Origin of the sequence: Wylensekiella montiformis (assembly GCF_009697385.1) — a bacterium.
Taxonomy (GTDB): Bacteria; Bacillota; Negativicutes; order Selenomonadales; family Selenomonadaceae; genus Selenomonas_A; species Selenomonas_A montiformis.
Genome location: NZ_VUNL01000016.1, coordinates 22,953 through 41,998, shown reverse-complemented (window position 1 = coordinate 41,998; position 19,046 = coordinate 22,953). Strand labels below are relative to the sequence as shown.

The 19,046-nt window shown below is 56.3% G+C and carries 12 protein-coding genes; 4 read left to right on the top strand and 8 right to left on the bottom strand.

Going from position 1 to position 19,046, the window contains the following annotated elements; genetic code table 11:
• Positions 1–26 precede the first annotated feature (26 nt).
• On the bottom strand, positions 27–1,685 hold the full coding sequence (locus tag FYJ78_RS11770) for a hypothetical protein (protein WP_154621584.1): 1,659 nt from the start codon (positions 1,683–1,685) through the stop codon (positions 27–29).
• A 527-nt stretch (positions 1,686–2,212) separates the two neighbouring features.
• Here FYJ78_RS11770 and FYJ78_RS11765 point away from each other — a divergent pair.
• Together FYJ78_RS11765 and FYJ78_RS11760 are read left to right on the top strand one after the other, a co-directional pair.
• Complete coding sequence (locus FYJ78_RS11765; RefSeq protein ID WP_154621583.1) at positions 2,213–3,856, top strand: ShlB/FhaC/HecB family hemolysin secretion/activation protein; 1,644 nt, start codon at positions 2,213–2,215, stop codon at positions 3,854–3,856.
• 53 nt (positions 3,857–3,909) lie between these two features.
• Positions 3,910–7,551 carry a beta strand repeat-containing protein gene (locus FYJ78_RS11760; protein WP_154621582.1) on the top strand — a complete coding sequence of 1,214 codons (3,642 nt, stop codon included), beginning with the start codon at positions 3,910–3,912 and terminating at the stop codon, positions 7,549–7,551.
• A gap of 119 nt (positions 7,552–7,670) precedes the next feature.
• Here FYJ78_RS11760 and hcp read toward each other — a convergent pair whose 3' ends face one another.
• Both hcp and FYJ78_RS11750 read right to left on the bottom strand, forming a co-directional pair.
• Positions 7,671–9,311 (bottom strand): hydroxylamine reductase, encoded by a 1,641-nt coding sequence (hcp, locus tag FYJ78_RS11755; protein WP_154621581.1) that lies wholly within the window; start codon positions 9,309–9,311, stop codon positions 7,671–7,673.
• Between the two features lie 214 nt (positions 9,312–9,525).
• On the bottom strand, positions 9,526–10,410 hold the full coding sequence (locus tag FYJ78_RS11750) for a LysR family transcriptional regulator (protein WP_235900045.1): 885 nt from the start codon (positions 10,408–10,410) through the stop codon (positions 9,526–9,528).
• 158 nt (positions 10,411–10,568) lie between these two features.
• Here FYJ78_RS11750 and FYJ78_RS11745 point away from each other — a divergent pair, with 158 nt between their 5' ends.
• Together FYJ78_RS11745 and FYJ78_RS11740 are read left to right on the top strand one after the other, a co-directional pair.
• Positions 10,569–10,880 carry a UxaA family hydrolase gene (locus tag FYJ78_RS11745; protein ID WP_154621579.1) on the top strand — a complete coding sequence of 104 codons (312 nt, stop codon included), beginning with the start codon at positions 10,569–10,571 and terminating at the stop codon, positions 10,878–10,880.
• A 1-nt stretch (position 10,881) separates the two neighbouring features.
• Positions 10,882–12,042 carry a UxaA family hydrolase gene (locus FYJ78_RS11740; protein ID WP_154621578.1) on the top strand — a complete coding sequence of 387 codons (1,161 nt, stop codon included), beginning with the start codon at positions 10,882–10,884 and terminating at the stop codon, positions 12,040–12,042.
• Positions 12,043–12,129: 87 nt separating this feature from the next.
• On the opposite strand, the gene FYJ78_RS11735 is transcribed toward FYJ78_RS11740, so the two are convergent.
• The 5 genes from FYJ78_RS11735 to FYJ78_RS11715 form a co-directional block, all read right to left on the bottom strand.
• Positions 12,130–12,528, bottom strand: coding sequence for a hypothetical protein (locus FYJ78_RS11735; protein WP_154621577.1), 399 nt, complete (start codon positions 12,526–12,528; stop codon positions 12,130–12,132).
• A gap of 102 nt (positions 12,529–12,630) precedes the next feature.
• Positions 12,631–16,023: an ATP-binding protein gene (locus tag FYJ78_RS11730; RefSeq protein ID WP_154621576.1), complete on the bottom strand. Its 3,393-nt coding sequence runs from the start codon at positions 16,021–16,023 to the stop codon at positions 12,631–12,633.
• Positions 15,989–16,678: a DUF4194 domain-containing protein gene (locus FYJ78_RS11725; RefSeq protein ID WP_154621575.1), complete on the bottom strand. Its 690-nt coding sequence runs from the start codon at positions 16,676–16,678 to the stop codon at positions 15,989–15,991. Before FYJ78_RS11725 ends, FYJ78_RS11730 begins: the two co-directional genes overlap by 35 nt.
• Positions 16,678–18,144 (bottom strand): DUF3375 domain-containing protein, encoded by a 1,467-nt coding sequence (locus FYJ78_RS11720; protein ID WP_154621574.1) that lies wholly within the window; start codon positions 18,142–18,144, stop codon positions 16,678–16,680. Before FYJ78_RS11720 ends, FYJ78_RS11725 begins: the two co-directional genes overlap by 1 nt.
• 23 nt (positions 18,145–18,167) lie before the next feature.
• The gene (locus FYJ78_RS11715) at positions 18,168–18,932 is read right to left on the bottom strand and encodes a TSUP family transporter (RefSeq protein WP_154621573.1); all 765 of its coding nucleotides are present in this window, start codon (positions 18,930–18,932) and stop codon (positions 18,168–18,170) included.
• Positions 18,933–19,046: the final 114 nt, after the last annotated feature.

Here is a 19,046-nt window from a genome sequence, read left to right as displayed (position 1 = left end):
CCTTCCCTTGCACAGCCATCCCGGTATCAGAAGTACCAGTCGATTTCCGCACGATACTCGCTCTGTACAAACGGGGCAAGCTGTCCGCTTCCGCCGAGCGGAATATCGATCGGTTTGACGCGCAGGTAGCGGAACGTCGTGACAATGTTCTTCGTCGGCACATAGTAGAAATAATACTCCAGTCCCTTGCCGCCGCACATATCATTCTTCATATCCGACCCGCTCTTAATATAGGCTTCACGTCCGCAGCGCCCATAATGCAGGGTGGTCTGCCAGCTGTGCGGCTGCTGCGAGCTGTAGCGTCCGTACGATACGCCGGCCATCCAAGCGGTATTCTGCTCCGAACGATCTGATTTCGTAAGGTTTGCCGAAAAGGCCCACTTGCGCGTCGGCTGATAGAACAGACGCATTTCGCCGAGATGCGTGTTGGCATATTCCTGATTATTATAAAGGTTCTGCGCATCCAACACCGTTTTCTTGGAACTGTATGGATTCGTCGCCAAAAAATGCGCGTGCGTCTGCCACCAGCCAAGATCCATGCGCCACTTCGGACTGAAGCGGTAATTCGCTTCAATGGACTCAAACGTAATCGAGCTGCCTCCCGGATTGACATAAGTCTGAGCTACACTGCGCGGATCCGTATACGTGAACACCGGATCGCTGTAAACAGTCTTATACGTATCTCCATTTTTCGTATAAGTATACTCATACGAAGACGGCAGGTTTCCGCCCGTCGTCGCCTCCGAAGGAAGCGACTGCCCGGTCTTCTGATAATTCGGACTGTTCTTCACCCACTGTCCGTCTTTGTATTTATACGTCGATGAGGTATATGTCGCTCCGGAAATCTGCGTCTTTTTGTTATAGTCCGGTTTGGCATAGGTGAAGTTCAGCGTAAGATTTTTATTGATCCGCTGCGACCAGCGCGCGCCGTTCCAATACTCGCCCATAACGATGCTCTTGAATGTCGCGCTCTTATCGCGACCAACCTCCAGCGTGGCCCTCTTATTGACCGGCCCCATAAAGTAGGCGCGCGTGATGTCAAAATGACCGTCGATGTTTTCATTGGCCCGCACGATGCCGCCGCGGTCCTTCGCCCCGTAAAAACCGACGTTTCCTGTCCAGCCGCCGCCGAGATTTGCCTTGGCATTGAGCTGAACTTCAAGATCGAAATACTTGTCTTCCGTCGAGTTCTTGTATCGGCTGCTGGCTTTTGTTTCATTCGTATACGTCTTGCGCTCGGCATTCCAAAGATGCTCGATATGTCCGGTAATCTCCACATTGCCGATCCGGCCCTTGCTTCCGCCGCTCTCGCCGCCCGTCTTTTTCCGGCTGCTTCTGCTTTTCTGAGTCCCCGGCAGAGAAGCGCCCATCCCGGCCAGCTCATCGCGGAACTGCGTCGCCAGCTTCGTGATGCGGGCCCGATCCTCCGGCCCCGCACTCTGATAGCCCGTCAATGCCTTGCCCGTGAAGATGGCCATCTCATAACGGCTCAGCGGATGCTTCGCGTCAAAGGTGCTGTCGGTATATCCATAGATCAGACCATCATGCACCAGGGCTGCTACGTCCTCGTAAAGACCGCTTTCAAACGGCACACAGGCGAACGGATTCGCCCCGGCCTCTGCCACGGCACTGACATTGACCGCAGCCAGACAGGCCAGCCCCAGCATCAGCTTCCTTTTATTCATCATACTCTCCCCTTCAAGCAAACCGCGGCATTGCACCGCAGTCTTTCGTTGACATTCACATCGGCTGTCCTGAATCTCCGTCGAAAACCAAACAGACAAGGTGCGTTTCCGGTCTGCATCCCCAATCTGCATCATCGATGTAATTACTTACACCTGTTTACGAAACAAATCATACCTTCTTCCCATGCGGATGAACAGAGAAAAATTTTAGATTACCCTATAAAATTTTAACGGATTTTAACGAAACCGATAAACAATCGGACGATATTTGCTATTGTTAACTATCTGTTTCTTATATATTTCTTATCGTTTTATTATAAAATTATTGTTTTTTCCTGCTTTTCTAAAGATTTTATATGAATTGCTAAATTTTCTATATAATTGGCAAATCCGAAAAAATGATACAATACAATCGAAGGGAGGATAAAAAACAATCCGAAATCCGTCGAAATCTCTGCCAAGGTCATTATAAAATCCGGTCTTTATAATGAAACATATTGTAACCTTAGGAAAAGAGGGATTTTCTGATGATTGTCAGCAAAAAAAAGGCGCTGATCAGCGCCATCATGATGTCGTCGCTCGGATTAAGCAGCACGGTGTTTGCCGCTCAGTCCCTGTCTGACGATGCCGCACAGGTAAAGGCCCAGACCGGCACTTCCTCTGCCGTCCGGGTCGAGGTCGACCAGCCGGCTCCAGCCAATGCAGCAGGACAGGCCCGGTTTGAACTGAAGGACATTTCGGTATCCGGAGACAATCTGAGCGTCAGCCAGACGGCCATGAAACGCATTGCCTCCCGCTACACGGGACGCCTCGTCACATTGAACGATCTCAATGCGATGACAAAAGAAATCACAGTCTATCTGCGCAGTCACGGTTATCCGGCTGCCGCCGCGTATGCACCCGCCCAGCGGATACAAAACGGCGTACTATCCATAAAGATCCTTCCGGGCCTCTACGGTTCGGTCAAAATCGATAACAAGAGCAAGCTGCAGGACAGCGTCGTGGAACGCATCACCCGCGGCCTGAAATCCGGCAAAGCGATCACGACAAACGGATTGGAAAGCGTCCTGTATCGCCTGAACGATCTCGGCGCCGTCAAAGCGACAGGACTTCTCAGCCCGGGCGGCCAGACAGGGACCAGCGATCTCACGCTGCATATCGAAGATGCCAAAAATGTCCGCGCCACCCTCTATGCCGAGAATCATGGCACAAAAGCCGCCGGCCACTACCGTTACGGACTCATCGATGACGTTTACAACGTCGATCATCACGGCGAACACCTGAATATCAGCGGACTGATATCTAATGACCACATGCACAATTACAGTGCGTCCTTCGATCTGCCTTATGGAACCACAGCGACAAAAGCCGGCATTTCCGTCGGACGCTCCGACTACATGCTCGGCAGTCAGTTCAAAAACATCAATGCGGTCGGTCAGTCCGATAACATCAGCCTGTATGCGGAAACGCCGCTTTTACGCACCACCGGCCGAAGCCGCTATCTGAGGTACGGCTTCGATTACCGCCGTCTGAAAGACGAACTTCGCGCCTACAATTATGATGTCAAGCGCCGCTCCCAGACAGGTCATATCGGCTATGCAGAAACCATCCGCACTGGCAAGAACGTTCTGGACACCGCGGTGACGGTCTCCCACGGACAAATGACCATGGTCTCCGACTATGCCAAGCAAAACGCCATGTACAGCCACGCCAAAGGCCGTTTCACCAAGGGTGTGATCGACATGACTTCCGTGCAGGGATTCAACCGCCGCTGGGATCTGCTCGTAAGGGCGCAGGGACAGCTTGCCAGCCGCAATCTTGACAGTTCCGAGCAGTTCTATCTCGGCGGTGCAAATGGCGTGCGTGCCTATCCGCAGGGTGAAGGAGCGGGCGATGTTGGCGGACTGGCTTCGGCAGAGCTGCGCTATCACACCAGCGTTCCCGGCCTGACGCTTTGTTCATTCTACGATAACGGCTACAGCCGTGGCAGCAAGGACGGGACTTATCCTTCCATGCACCTGTCCGGCTGGGGACTCGGTATGTCCTATACCCGCCCCGATGACTATTTCCTCCGACTCGATTATGCCCGGCGCATCGGTCTGGACAAAAACGCCACAGACGACGCAGCGTCCAATCACCGCTTGTGGTTCATGGCCGGCAAAATCTGGTAACATAGACGTTTCGATCCGGCATTCGCTTTATCATCTTACGACAGGAGGAACTTATGCATACAAAAAGCTATCAGCGCCGGCTGGCACGCAACATCCTGCTGACGCTTTCCACGCTCTCGCTCGGCCTTTTTGCCATTACGCCGGCGGCTCTCGCCCTGCCGAGCCAGGGGACTTACGATAATTCTGCCGCTGCCTCCATCAGCACGGCAGACAAGACGATGAACATCACCGGCAAGAGCGCCAACAATGTGCTGAACTGGCAGACGTTCTCGATTGCAAAAGGCGAAACCGTCGCCTTTGACAGCAGCAACTATCTGAATCTGGTTCACGGCGCGACAAAATCAACCATTGACGGACTACTTTCCGGCGGCGGAACCATCTACCTCATCAACCCGAACGGCATCCTGTTTGGTTCAAACGCGCAAGTAAATGTCGGCAGCCTTGTCGCTTCGACGCGCCCGCTTGGCAGCGTTGACCAAAGCGCCTTTTCCAGCGGCGGCAATCCGCTGAGCACCGCCTCGTCCGCATCCGGCGACATCGTAAATCAGGGCCGCCTGCAGGCAAACAGCGTCACACTGGAAGGGAATGACATCGTACTCACCAACACGACAAACATCACCAGCGACGGCTCTTCGCCGCTGACCGATGTCACCATCAAAGCCGCCGGGGATATCGACGCCGGTTATTCAACCGGCAGTGAAGCCACAAGCGTCAATACGACTCAGTACACCTCCGGCAATGCCGACAGCAGCCTGTCCGCATCCGCACTGGGCTACAAGGCTTCCGATCTTTCCGGAACGGATAAAACCATCAACGACTGCATGCTCGTGCGCAACGTCTATGAGCTGCAAAACATGCAAAACAACCTCAGCGGGAATTATATGGTCGGCGGCGACATCGATGCCAAAGGCTTTTCGTTCTCCGGCATAGGCGGCGGCAATGCTTTCAGCGGGATTTTCGACGGCGGCGGCTTCACCATCAGCAACCTGACGATTTCCAGCAGCAACGGCGGAACCAGCACCAATAATGTCGGCCTGTTCGGCTACGCAAAGAAAGCGGGCATCCGCAACGTCAATCTCGCCAATGAAACCGTCACGGGCGGACAATCGGTCGGCGGGCTGGTCGGATACAGTGACAGCAATACCATCAAAAACGTCAGCATCAGCGGAACCATCAGCGGATCCAGCAGCAAAGTCGGAGGTATCGCAGGTTACAGCAAAGCCTCGACCACCGAAAATGCCAGCGTTTCCGGGTCCGTGAGCGGAAACAGCTACGTCGGCGGCATCGTCGGCTATCAGCAAAACGGCGATACGATCTCAGCGAGCCGGAATGCCGCCAGTGTAACCGGTGCAAAACAAACCGGCGGCATTGTCGGCGAAAGCTCCGGATCGGTCATGACCAATGTGCTCAATACCGGGGAGGTAACCGGCAATGCCAGCAACAGCCAGTATATCGGCGGTATCGCCGGGCGGCTTGCCAATGCCTCTTCGATCACCAACGCCTCTAACGCGGGGGCGGTAACCACCGGCCAGAAAAATGCCGGCGGCATCGTCGGCGTCATGGAAACCGGCACCTCGCTTTCCTATGCCGTCAATACCGGCACAATCACAGGTCAGTCCAATACAGCCGGTATCGTCGGCAACAACGCGGGAACCATCTCACATGCAGTCAATGCGCCGTCGGCCGTCGGGGAAGGGAAAGTATCCGCGATCATCGGCAGCGGGAAAAGCGATACCGTCAGCGATGCGTACTACGCCTCGACAAACAGCAACGGAGAAACGCTTTCTTATGCGTATACCGGCGGCGGCAGCGAAAAAACCTACGACGAGCTGCTCCATACGTCCGCCTATGCCGGCTGGGATGTGGATACGACCGGCACAGGAAGCGGCGTCTGGCGGCAGTACGACGGCACCTCCCTGCCCCTGCTGAAAGTCGGCCTTACAACGGTAGACACACCGGTCATCGAAAAGACGTATAACGGGTACAATCAGTCCGTTTCCGTCTCAGACTACACCGCCGCCGACTCCTCACTGGACGGCACAAAGCTCAGTGTTTCCTCCGATATTGCCAGCGGAAAAGACGCCGGAACCTACGAAGGAGGCACCGTCTACTCGACCAGCGCCACCGGCTACAATCTGGTCGGAACGCCGACACTCAAAATCAATAAGGCAAAGCTGCTCATCAATGTCAATAATGCTGCCATGACCTATGGCAACAGCACCATCTATTATACCGATTCCAGCGGAAACACCACTCAGTCGGCCTACTCCGCGGACGCATCCAGCCTCAAGGGAGAAGATACGCTCGACTCGATTCAGGACAGCACGCATCAGATCAATGTAACGGTAAACAACGGCGCGCTCTCGACCGAAGAAGGCCGCACGACTAACGATGCCGGAACCTACGATCTCACGATCACGGACAATGGCTCAACCCTGAAAAACTATGATGTGGTAACCGGAAAAAAAGGTACGGTTACGGTGAACAAGGCCAAGCTTAAAGCCACAGTCAACGATATCACAACGACCTACGGAACCGCCTTTGACAATGCCAAAGCCCTGACGGTAGAAGGCGCTGTCAACGGCGACTCGAACAGCGACATCGCCAGCTCCATGACGATCACCAACGAAGGCGAAGCAGACGGAACAAACGGACGAGTCACGCAGGATGTCGGCACTTATACCCTGACGGCAGACTTCGGCTCCTCAAAAAACTATACCATTGAGTACGATACCAATACCGCCAAAGCCACGGTCACGAAGGCTACGCTCGACCTCGACAACGTAAAACTCAACGATGTCAGCACGACATACGGCACCGCTTTCGACACCTCGAAATATACCATCGTCGGGACCGGCGAAGGCGGAACCGGACTGGTCAACGGCGATACCGTCTCGTCCCTCGGCCTGACTTATACGAATACGGGTGACGGCACAAACGGGCGCGTCACACAGGATGTCGGCACCTATACGCTCTCAACCACCGTCACCGATCTCAAGAACTACAACGTTACCGGAGCAAACAACACGCTGACTTCCACTGCCACGGTCGAGCGCGCGCCGCTGACCATGACAGCCGACAACGTAACGGTGCAGAGCGGCTGGGCTTCGCATACGGGCTATACCTCAAAGGACGGTTCGCTTGTACAGAGTGACTGGACGAGCGAAACGCCTTACAGCGGAACGGTAAGCGGCTTTGTCAACGGCGATGACGCCTCGGTGCTGGACGGCCATACGATCGCCTATACAACAACCGGCGGATCGGCTCCGACCGCCGTCGGCACCTACAGTCTGACCGGAAGCGTCGATGGAAGTACCGTAAACGCAGGGAAAAACTACTATATCGTACAGGACAGCAGCAATGCGTCTGCCCTGACCATCACAGAAAAAACAGGGCTGTCCCGCAGTGAAACCCCGACCTACACCACGGTACAGGCTGCCGTCCATCCGGACAATACCGCAGAAAAAACGGAGCAAACGGTTCAGATCGCCACGAACGGCGCAACGACCAGACTCAGCCTCGGCACAACCGGCGCCGTCACCATTCAGGCAGCCGATGTGAGCAACGGAGCCATTACTGTAAACGATGCAGCCCCGGCCGCGGCATCATCATCCGCCAGCAATCCGGTATCTTCTGATGAAAACGGCTCTTTGCTGAAGCTGCATTATCCCGGCGCACATCAGAAAGCCAAATAACGAATCCCCTTACCCCAAATACAAAAGAGGGCCGCATGCTTGTAACATGCGGCCCTCTTTGTATTGCCGTTCCGCCCGTCCGGCCGGAAGCGAACCGATCTCTTTGTCTTACGGACAGATCAGCCGATCATCGTCCGAATATCATCCTCCACGTTCGTGATGCCGCCGATGCCGAAGTTCTCGACAAGAACCTTGGCCACATTCGGGGAAAGGAACGCCGGAAGCGTCGGTCCGAGATGGATATTCTTGACACCGAGGTGCAGCAGAGCCAAAAGGACGATAACGGCTTTCTGCTCATACCATGCGATGTTGTAAACGATCGGCAGCTCATTGACATCCGCCAGACCGAATACCTCCTTGAGCTTCAGCGCGATAAGGGCAAGGCTGTACGAATCGTTGCACTGTCCGGCGTCGAGCACGCGCGGAATACCGCCGATATCGCCGAGCTCCTCCTGCAGTTTGATGTACTTGTACTTCGCGCAGCCGGCCGTGAGGATCACCGTATCCTTCGGCAGCGCTTTGGCAAATTCCGTATAATACTCGCGGCTCTTCATGCGGCCGTCGCAGCCGGCCATGACCACGAACTTGCGGATCGCGCCGGACTTCACCGCCTCAACGACCTTGTCCGCCAGAGCGAATACCTGCTCATGCGCAAAGCCGCCGACGATCTGTCCCTGCTCCAGCTCTGTCGGAGCGGGGCATTTCTTTGCCATCTCGATGAGCGGCGTGAAATCCTTCGTACCGTCCGCCGCGGCATCGATATGCGGGCAGCCCGGGAAGCCGACCGCACCCGTCGTGAACACACGGCTCTTATAGCTGTCTTTCGGCGGAACCAGGCAGTTCGTCGTCAGCAGAACCGGCCCGTTAAACTGCTCGAACTCTTCCTTCTGTTTCCACCAGGCATTGCCGTAGTTGCCGACAAAGTTCGCATACTTCTTGAACTTCGGATAGTAATGCGCCGGCAGCATTTCGCCATGCGTATAAACATCTACGCCGGTTCCCTGCGTCTGCTCCAGCAGCATCTCAAGATCCTTGAGGTCGTGACCGGAAATGAGAATCGCCGGATTCTTGCAGACGCCAAGGCTGACCTTGGTAAGCTCCGGATTGCCGTAACGGCCCGTGTTTGCCTTGCCGAGCAGCGCCATGCCAGCCACACCGTACTTTCCGGTTTCCAGCGTCAGCGCCGTCAGATCTTCCGCAGTCAGGCTGTCATCCAGAAGTCTGGACAGTGCCGACTGGACAAACGCGTCGATGGATTCATCCTCGCCGCCCAGCACATTGGCATGCTTTTCATAGGCAGCCAGTCCTTTGAGTCCATAGGTAATGAGCTCGCGCAGGCTGCGCACATCCTCGTTTTCCGTAGCGAGGACGCCGACGCCCTTCGCCTTGGCGTCAAAGTCGGACGGATCGCCGTTCCAGCCGGCCGCCTCAGGCAGGCCCTCCTTGCTGTCCAACCGGGAGAGCAGTTCCTGTTTCACCGACAGCGTCTCCCGGATCCGGGCAACGATCGCTTCCCGGTCAAAGTTCGCGTTCGTGATCGTCACAAAAAGATTCAGGGTGACGAGATGATTGACCTGTGCCGAAACCTTCTTGCCTTCCGCACGCAAGCGTGTCGTAACGGCAGACAGCCCCTTCGTCACATAAATGAGCAGATCCTGCATGGCAGCGACCTCCGGCTTCTTGCCGCAGACGCCAACCTGCGTGCAGCCCTTGCAGCCGGCCGTTTCCTGACACTGAAAGCAAAACATTTTGTTCTCCATACTCACACTCTCCCTTTCCAATCGTTTCCTGCTGAATATCATCCTACACAGAATGGGTTTCGTTTGTTCTACTGGAATCATTATAGCAAGCCCGGGGCAAAAATACTGTAACAGTTGTTACAGCTGCGCCGGCTTTACGAAAGGATAGACCACGCGACGCGCAGAAAAGAGACCGCCGCCTTTCACGGCCGCCATTTACAGGGCGATAGGGCGATCAGCCGGCAATCTGCTGGGAAGAAAACGCGTTCCGGATAAACTGCATGAGGCATTTTTGATCCGGATGAATCTGCCGTCCTGTTTTGGTAAAAAGATAACTGCACTGCTGCAGACCTTCGATCGGAACCGTGCAAAGCCCGCTGTGCGCGAGAATCGCATGGCCGGTGACAATGCCGGCTGCGACCTGTTTTTCGACCAGATTCCAAATGGTAGACAGATGCATGGAGAAATGAAGGATTTCCGGTTGAAGATGATCCAGCTGAAACCGCTCCAAAAGCTTCCGGGTCACCATGGAGTTATGGCCCAGCATGACAAGGGGAAGCGACGCCGCTTCCGCCAGCGTGACGGACGCGCGTCCGGCCCATGGATGATCACGGCGGAGGCACAGGCATACCGGCCAGGAAGCCAGGCTCCGTGAAGTCAGGCCGGACCGGATATCCCCGTCATGAACGATGGCAAGGTCCGCTTCTTCTTTCTCGACCATATCCAGTGCTTCAAGCGCAGACGGCTCAGTGATTTCCAGCTGGATATCCGGATGCTGACGGCGAAATTCACCGAGCAGCAGCGGCAGAATCAATGTGCCGAGCTGAGCCGGCAGTGCCAGCTGCAGACAGCTGTGCCGGCGCGCCAGCGTCTTGATGCCGGACTCGAAACGGGCAAACTGGCGCAGCATGCGCTCTACCTGACGATACAGTATCTCTCCCTCCGCAGTCATCCGGATATTGCGCCCTGCATGGCGAAAAAGATTCAGTCCGGTTTCCTGCTCGATGGCCTGCATCGCAAGACTCAGCGTCGGCTGTGCGATATGCAGTTCCTGTGCGGCGCGCGTGATATTCTGCCACCGGCATACCTCGCGATAATATTGCATTTGCTGAATGTTCATAGAAGCCCCTCCTCCCTTCCAGTATAGCAGAAAGCGATCCTATTTATAATAAAATACATTGCTTTTTTCAATAGGTATATTGCCGATGTGTATTTTTCTTTTTCCCGACGAAGCGATATGATAAACTCAGCAAAGGAAAAGAAAGGAAGGAGATTCTCATGGAAAAACGAGCCATTCTTCTGGACGAAAAGGACAATGTAGCCACCTGTACCAGCGAAGTCCGTCCCGGTGATCTGGTAAAATGCTCCGGCGGCGGCAGTGCGGAAATCGCCGCGGCGGAAGAAATTCCCTGCTGGCACAAAATCGCACGGACTGCCATCAAAAAAGGGGACCGGGTATACAAATATGGCGAGGTGATCGGCGAAGCTCTGGCAGAGATTCAGCCCGGCGCCTGGGTATCAGAGAAAAATATCCGGAGCATACCGCGCGATTACAGCAGGGAATATCTTCTGACGAAAGGGGAGGTTTAACATGGAATTCTACGGGTATCGGAGAGCGGAAGGACGTCCGGGCATTCGCAATCATGTGCTGATCCTGCCCACGTGCGCCTGCGGCAGCGAGACCTGCCGCATCGTAGCCAGTCAGGTCCGCGGCGCGGTCAATATTGTATTTAATACCGGCTGCAGCGATGTAGCGGCCAATACCGCTATGAGCCAGAAAGTGCTGACCGGGTTCGCATGGAATCCCAATGTCTATGGCGTCGTTATCATCGGACTGGGATGTGAAACCGTACCTCACGATGAGCTTCGGAAAAAAATTCAGGCGCAAACCAGCAAGCCGGTCGTATCCTTTGGGATTCAGGAAGAAGGCGGCACGTTAAAAACCATCGAAAAAGCCGTCCGGGCCGCCCGGGAAATGGCTGCCGAAGCGGGGCAGCAGCAGAAAGAGGCCTTCCCCATGAGTGAATTTCTCATGGGAATCGAATGCGGCGGAAGCGACGCAACCTCGGGCATAGCCTCCAATCCGGCCGTCGGCAATCTGAGCGACCGCCTGATCGATCTGGGCGCTTCGACCATCATGAGCGAGTCCATCGAGTGGATCGGCGGCGAACATGTGCTGGCCCGTCGGGCGGCTTCCCCGGAAATTCACGACCAGATCATCAAAATTTGCGAAGACTATGAACGTCATTTGCTGGCTGCCGGACAGGACTGCCGCGCCGGCCAACCGACTCCGGGAAATAAGGCCGGCGGCCTTTCCACATTGGATGAAAAGAGTCTGGGCTGCATCCGCAAGGGCGGCACGCGTCCCATCGTCGAGGTGCTTGAACAGGCAGCGCGTCCGACAAAGCGCGGCGCCATAGTCATGGACACGGCTGGTTATGATATTTCCTCCGTCACTTCCATGGCCGCCGCGGGATGTCAAGCGATTATCTTCACAACCGGCCGCGGTACGCCAACCGGCAATGCCATTGTACCGGTGCTCAAAGTGACCGCCAACGAACATACCTTCAGCTGGATGGAAGACAACATGGATGTCGATCTCTCCGCCATCATTCGCGGCGAATGGAGTCTGGAGGAAAGCGGCGCCCGTTTACTGGAGAAAATCCACGCCGTCGCCAACGGTCATCTGACCAAGGCCGAAGCCTACGGATTCTCGGATATCGCCGTAGATCATGTCTGCCGCTTCGTATAACAGCGTTCCCATCATAATAAGGCGGATAATCGGCCGGTTAGACCGATTATCCGCCTTATTGTCTGCTGTATCCGACGACCGGACGACTTACGCTCCGATATCCACGGTCGTTCCCGTGGCTTTCTGCTGAAAATCGCGAAACTGTGTATACGCCTGTTCGCGGACTTTCATGATCTGTGCGTTAATCTGCTGGAACTTGCTCTTGCCCAGATTGGTCTCGTTGCCAAAGTTCGACACGCGAAAATACGATTTCGCCTTGTCCATGAGCTGCGAGGTCTTTTCCATGCCGATCTGGTCGGCCTGCTTATTGGCCTGCTGGAATTTGCTCGTTCCGAGCTTTGTCTCATTGCCAAAGTTGGAGACTTTGGTGTAGGACGCAGCCTGTTCGCTCCGCGCGCTGGCCGCCTGCTGTCCCTTAACGGTGATTTCCCGATTCATCTGTGGGAAATTCGTTAGCGTCGTGATGCTGACTGCCGATATACCCATAGATATTCCTTCTTTCCTTCCTTTACATCCTGTAACCCGTTCAGGCAGACATACTCCTGTGCCTTTATTATAATGCACGCTTAAGCGCGGTGCAATATCTTTTTAATGGCTCTTCTCATAGTTCTGACGCTCATCGCGCAGCTCCTCAATCGTCAGATTGCGAAGATACGATTGATGTTCTTCGTCCTTCTGATAGACGAAGCCGACATGCGATACAAACGGCTCGATCGTAGCGATTTTAAGAAGCGGCGTGACAACGAGCAGCTGGAGGTCAAGCTTCCGGAACAGTTCCAGCCCGAAGCGGGCCGACTCGTCGGAGCTCTTGAGGAATGCTTCATCGATGACGACAAAGCGGAACGACTGCTCTCCGGCCCTTTTCCCCTCAAGGCCGAAATTGTAGACAATGCTGGCCGCCAAAATCGTATAGGCCAGTTTCTCCTTCTGCCCGCCGGATTTGCCGCCCGAGTCCGTATAATGCTCGTACTCGTCGTCCTGATCCGGCGCGGGATTGCGCCAGCGCTCCGAAGCTGCGAACGTATACCAGTTCCGCACATCGATGACCTCCCGGCGCCACCGCGCATCGAGGTCGGCAGAGCCGGGGCGTCCCTGCAGCCGCTCAAGCAGTCTGGAAACCTGCCGGAATTTCTGTTCGCTGTAGGTATCGTCGGAAAGCCCGGTCAGCGCATCATCGGTGCAGGCGCGAAGATCATCCTGAAACTGGCGAATCATATCACTGACGGCCCGGCTGCATTCGATCTGGATATAGCGCCCCTCATTGTAATCGATCTCCGCAAGCGACCGGTTGATCCGCCCGATGCGGTCTTCGATTTCCTGACAGGCATCCAAAAGATGCGTATGGAATAAGGCAATCTGATTGATGGTATTTTCCCGCAGCAGCTCGCGGAAACGCCCCTCGAACTTGGGCAGATCATCCGTCCGCAGCCGGTCGAGCACCGCGATATAGTCCGGCGCGGCCTCAGGCGAGCAAAGGAGATCCGCGCTGGATTCGGGCCACTTCTGCCGGTATTCAGCCATGCGCTGCGTGAGCTCCTGACCATGACGGTGCAGGATCTCGTCCTGCTTCGCGCCCTCCCGCTGCAGCCAGCGCCCATAATCGGCCATCTGTCTGGACTGAAGGCGCAAATCGAAAGCCGGATCGCTCAAGGCGTCAGCGGCATGCTGCTCAAGCAGAGGATACACGATCTTCTGTTCCTCAGCCGGCGACTCTTCCATGAGCATGGCTTCCTCCGCCATTTTGCTGCGCGTAGTGTCGCAGCGCTCCTGCAGTCGTCCCCGCTCGTCGCGCTGCTGCGCCAGCTTCGGCTCCAGCAGGCCGATTTCGCGCAGCAGCTTCTGTTCGTCTTCCTGCAGCCGGCGATAAATATCGCTTTTCTGCCGCAGCTCGGCCTCCCGCGCAGCCAGCTGTGCGATCTGACGGTCAATCGGCGCGATATCGAGCACGGAAAAGGTCTGAATCTGGCCGGCAAGCATGATCGCATCCTTTGCGGACTGCCGCTTCTTCTGCTCCGCCTTGTTCGCTCTTAGCTTTTCTCCGAAGAACTTCTGCTCTTCCCGCTTCGTTTCCCGCTCTTCCTGCAGCGAACGAATCTTTCGGAGATTGGAAAATCCCAGCACAAAATCGCGGCGGTTATTTAAGGCGCGCCGATCGTCCTTTTCATGCCGGCGGCCGCCGGTCTTGACCTGTCCATGCAAAGTAAGCGCAAATTTCGCCTGACGGAATTCCTGCATCGACTCGCAGCAGATATGACGGAACCGGGCGGCCAGCTCGCTCTGCATCCAGTTCAGGCAGGGCGAGTCCTCCCGCAGCCGCAGCTTGCGGCAGGCCGCCTCATCCGGAAGCCGATTCCAGTCCACGGGTTCGACATAGTCCGGTACGCGGAAATAAACGAGTTTCAGGCGGAGGTCATGCTTCTCCATCCATCCGGCGACCTCGCCGTAATGTGCGTCCGGAACGAGCAGGGAAATGCCGAAGCCATGCAGCAGCCGCTCCAAAGCGCCTTCCCACTCGGACTCCTCTTCCCGCACGGCCATGAGCTCTCCGGCAAACGGCATTTCCGTCTCGGCCAGGCCGAGATCGCGGCAGAGCTGACCGCGCAGCGTCACAAATACATTCGGGATATTCGATTTGCGGCCGGACAGCGAGCGGATCTCTTCGTCGAGCTGCTTTTCCTCCGCCGCGGCTTCCCGCCGGTTCGCCTCAATATCCGCCGCGTCGACGGCATATTCCTCCAGCTCACGCTCTATGTCCTTCGCGCGTTCCGCCATAGCGTTCTGATTATCCCGGAACTGCTCCGCAGACTCCGGCATAGAAAGCCCCAGCTTATCCATCTGCTCCCGATAAGACCGCCGGGCTGCTTCGCACTGCCCTTTCTTCTGCTGCTGAAGTTCGAGCTGATGGCGGACTTCATCGAGCTGCTGCCCGCCATTGCGGGCCATTTCCTGCCGGACATCCGCGAGCTGCCGTCGGAGCGCGTCAAGCCGGCCGCTCCCATCCTCGATGCGCTGTCCCAGCAGATGCAGCTGCTCCTCAATCTGCTGCAGCATCCCTTCATGCGCCTTCCACGACTTGCCCGCAAACCAGCCGGGCAGAAGCTCCTGCATCGACGCATATTCCTTCCTGCGGCGGCCGGCTTCCTCGTATTCCCGGCCCAGCGACTCGATCGGCAGCAGGCATTTCTGCTGATTTCTGGCCCGCTCCACGGCCTGATGCGCGGCCTCGAGGTCATGATACTGGCGCAGCATGAGATCGACTTCCTGCTGCGTGTCCGGCGCTTCCAGCATGTTCTGACGCACAAACCCGGTAAGGCTGTCCACTTTTTTCATCGATACCGTCTGCTGAAACAGATCCATCGCCTGTACCTGACGGATGCCGAAAACCTTCCGGAATTCATGGCTGTACGGCGGATAATCCTCAAACGTATGGATAAAGGCATCCTTTTCCAACTGCCGCCGGAACGCGCGCATATCTCCGCCGATGGAAGAGAAGCGCTCTGTGATGGCCAGCGGCTTCTTCGCGAACACATAAAAACGCTGAGGGTAAGACGCCGCCTCATCTGGGAACCAGAATACCTGTGCCAGCGTCACCGTGCTGCCGAAGTTGCGGTCGCTGAATACGCCGAGTACCACACTGTACTGATCCTTGCCGCGCAGGGCCTCCGGGCGTCCGCCGCCGTCCTCGGTCCGCTTCTGTCCATAGTAACCGCGCACATAGGAGGTCAGGCTCCGCTCTCTGGCGCTCGAATCAGCCGCTTTATTGTACGTCACCCTGCGCGGCGGAACCAGCAGCGTGAGGATCGCATCAACCAGCGTCGATTTGCCCGAGCCGACATCCCCGGTGAGCAGGGAGGTATCGCCGTTCAGCTCCAGCGTCCAGACCTTCTGATGGAACGTCCCCCAGTTGTAAACCTCCAGCCGCTGCAGGCGAAAGCCCAGCGGAATCTCACCGGCTTCCTTTTTCATTTCGAACAAATTCATCCATCAAACCTCCTTCCTCCGCATCGGTCCGGCTTTCCCCATCGCGGCGGCGCTCCCGTCCCAGGGCCTCATACTCCTCCAATTTCCGGGCAAATTCATCCAGCCATTGCGCATCGACAAAGTGGCGCAGTATCGGACGCACTTCATAGTCCTCTCCGCCTTCCTTGATCCTGAGCAAAAATCCCATGCGCGCCGCCGCCCGGATCAGATGTTCGACCGTCTGGCGCACTTTCATCTCATTCGCCTGAACCGGCAGAAACGGCTCCATGCAGCGCAGCATGTCGTCAAAGCGCACGATCACCCGACCGCTCACCCCGACGGGATTATGCTCGCCAAGCATCTTTCTCAGCTGCACCAGCAGCATGGACAGATTGTAGCTCAGCGGATAGCGCGGCACGAGGCGCGGCAGTCCGGAATCCTCCGCCTGTTTCAGCCAGGCAAATTCGTCCAGCTCATCGACGACCATCGCCAGACCGATCCGATGGAAATAATCCTGCAGACTGGTCTTTTGATTAAGAATTTCCTGCCAGAGCGCTTCATCCTGCCCGCGGCTGACCACGCCTTTCAGCAGCATAATCGCCGCGCGTGAAAAAGCCTGCTCCTGCGGGCTTTCGCCTGTCTCCGTCACGGACAGCTTCTCCTCTACCGGCTCCATTACCGATCCTCCCTTCGAAAGACAACGCGGTCGCAGACCGCCAGCCACTTCCGGCCGTCCCGTTCAAACAAAATACGATCCACGGCCTCCGCATCAAACGCCTCTCCGGCCTCATGACTGGCCAGAACCAGATACGTCAGCAACTCAGGCAGCCCCTGTTCCAGCGGATAAACGGCCAACACCTCGGACAGCGTCACCGCCGGGCGTTCGGCCAGAAGCGCATGGAGATTCGCCTGCAGTCGCTCCGGATCGACGACGACCTGATCGAAAATCGCGCGAAGTGATCCGTCGGCTCCGCTTCCCGCCTGCAGGGCAGGGCTTTCCAGCTTCGTCGCATGAGGCGCCGCATAAAGACGCCGGTCCATCGGCAGCTGAATCTCCGGCGCCATATCCTGAATCGTCATGACCGGTTTCTCCGGCGTATCTGCGCGCAGATCTACGGCCGCCGTTTCAATGCGCCGGATCAGCTGATAAATGGTACGCTCCTCCCGCAGATAATCCTCGTCCACATAGCGGCGCAGCTGCGCGGAAAGCTGTCCCAGCGTCTGCTGGACAGAACCTGCCGCACGCACCCATTCCCGGTTGATGGACGCGATCGGATGCTCAGCCAAAAGTTCATGCACCGGCTCCGCCTGAGACACCTGCTCCAGCGTCGCCCGAAAATCCTCCTGCTGGCGGGACATCATGAGATAGCGCCAGAACGCCATAAAGCTGCGTCCCTGCTCCGAATGACGGATGATGTCGCTCTCATGAAAAATTTTTTCCAGCAGTTCCCCTTTGCCGCGCGTCCATTTGACCACATCATCCCGGACCTGACGCGTGAGTTCGCGAAAATTCTCCTCGACCTCACGAAAATCCGCCAAAATCGCCCGCGCCGTGCTTTCCGCCTGCAGGAACCGCTCCTTGATCTGAACCTCGTCCAGACGCGGCTTCACCACACCGCTGCGCTCAAGCTCATCCAGCTCCGCCGCGATCTTTTCCTGCTGCTCCAGAAGCCATGCCCTGCGATGAGCAACGTCCGTATCCGTCTCCCGCGCGATCTCATGGAGCAGATTGAATACCGTGCGCAAACGGGACTCCGTGCCGACAAAATCCTGCTTATGCAGGCTGACGAGCCACTCCACGGCTTTTTGCGCCGGCGCGGTCAGATCATAATACCATTCCTCACGGTACTCATATTTCCGCAGCCAGCCATGGCTGCCGTCCGACCAGATTTCCAAATAATCCTGAGGAGAACGCCCGAAAGCCTCCCCCTCAGACTGACGCTGCGCGTCGTACAGAAAGAGATCCAGCCGCTCCAAAAGCTCCTGCGCCTCAATGCCGCGCCGTTTCCCCGCGATGAATTCCCGATAAAAAAACGCGGCAATAAACGCAGCCTGATCCGCGGTCAAAAGCCGCCAGGCTGCGTTGTTCTGACGCAAATTTCGCAAATAACTATAGGTCATATATTCCGGTATATCTGCCAAACGTCATTCCTCCCGGCATTCCGTCATTTCAACAGATCCAGCAGCTGTTTTCCGATCAGAATCGTCGTCATGATAATAAACAGCGGCCGCACATAGCCCGTCCCCTTCGACAGCGCCACACGGGCCCCGCACCAGGCGCCGGCAATCATGGCCAGTCCCATCGGAACAGCATAAGAAAAGTTCACGAGTCCGAAATACGTGAACAGCACCGCCGCCGCGATATTGCTGGCGAAATTCAGGGCGCGGGCGTTGGCCGCCGCCCCGAGGAAATCAAACCCGGCCAGCAAAAAAGCAAACAAGAGAAACGACCCCGTCCCCGGTCCGAAAAAACCGTCATAAAACCCAAACGCAAACGCCGTCAGTCCAGACAGCACCAGCAGCCGTCCCGACATTCCCGCATAGCGGTTTTCACGCCCCCAGTCCTTTTTTACAATGCTGTAAATCAGAACGGCAATCAGCATGACCACCACCAGCGGACGCAGAATCTCCGACGGAACCAGCCGGACCGTCAGCACACCGATGCCGGAGCCGATAAGCGAAAGCGGAAACAGCCGCCGGATCAGCCAGCCGTTCACCTTCCCGGATTTCACAAACGTCACAAAACTCGTCAAGGCCCCCATCACGGCCGCCGCTTTATTCGTCCCCAGCACCGTGACAGGGGGAAGCCCGGTCCACATCAACGCCGGAATGGAAATCAAACCGCCTCCGCCGACTACCGCATCGACAAACGCCGCCATAAATCCGAAAAACACCAGAAAACCAAGTGTATACATATCAAGCATTTCCATGATGATACCCACTTTCTTTACAATTATTCTCTTATTATATCAGACTTCCCGGACGACGCAAAGAAAAGGCCGGACAAAAATTCGCGCATCACCCCGGGAGCCCGATGCGCGAAT

Coding starts and splice junctions, on each gene's coding strand:
- FYJ78_RS11715 (WP_154621573.1), bottom strand. CDS start 18,932: ATGGAAATGCTTGATATGTATACACTTGGTTTTCTGGTGTTTTTCGGA.
- FYJ78_RS11740 (WP_154621578.1), top strand. CDS start 10,882: ATGGAATTCTACGGGTATCGGAGAGCGGAAGGACGTCCGGGCATTCGC.
- FYJ78_RS11750 (WP_235900045.1), bottom strand. CDS start 10,410: ATGAACATTCAGCAAATGCAATATTATCGCGAGGTATGCCGGTGGCAG.
- FYJ78_RS11765 (WP_154621583.1), top strand. CDS start 2,213: ATGATTGTCAGCAAAAAAAAGGCGCTGATCAGCGCCATCATGATGTCG.
- FYJ78_RS11725 (WP_154621575.1), bottom strand. CDS start 16,678: ATGGAGCCGGTAGAGGAGAAGCTGTCCGTGACGGAGACAGGCGAAAGC.
- FYJ78_RS11730 (WP_154621576.1), bottom strand. CDS start 16,023: ATGAATTTGTTCGAAATGAAAAAGGAAGCCGGTGAGATTCCGCTGGGC.
- FYJ78_RS11770 (WP_154621584.1), bottom strand. CDS start 1,685: ATGAATAAAAGGAAGCTGATGCTGGGGCTGGCCTGTCTGGCTGCGGTC.
- hcp (WP_154621581.1), bottom strand. CDS start 9,311: ATGGAGAACAAAATGTTTTGCTTTCAGTGTCAGGAAACGGCCGGCTGC.
- FYJ78_RS11760 (WP_154621582.1), top strand. CDS start 3,910: ATGCATACAAAAAGCTATCAGCGCCGGCTGGCACGCAACATCCTGCTG.
- FYJ78_RS11735 (WP_154621577.1), bottom strand. CDS start 12,528: ATGGGTATATCGGCAGTCAGCATCACGACGCTAACGAATTTCCCACAG.
- FYJ78_RS11745 (WP_154621579.1), top strand. CDS start 10,569: ATGGAAAAACGAGCCATTCTTCTGGACGAAAAGGACAATGTAGCCACC.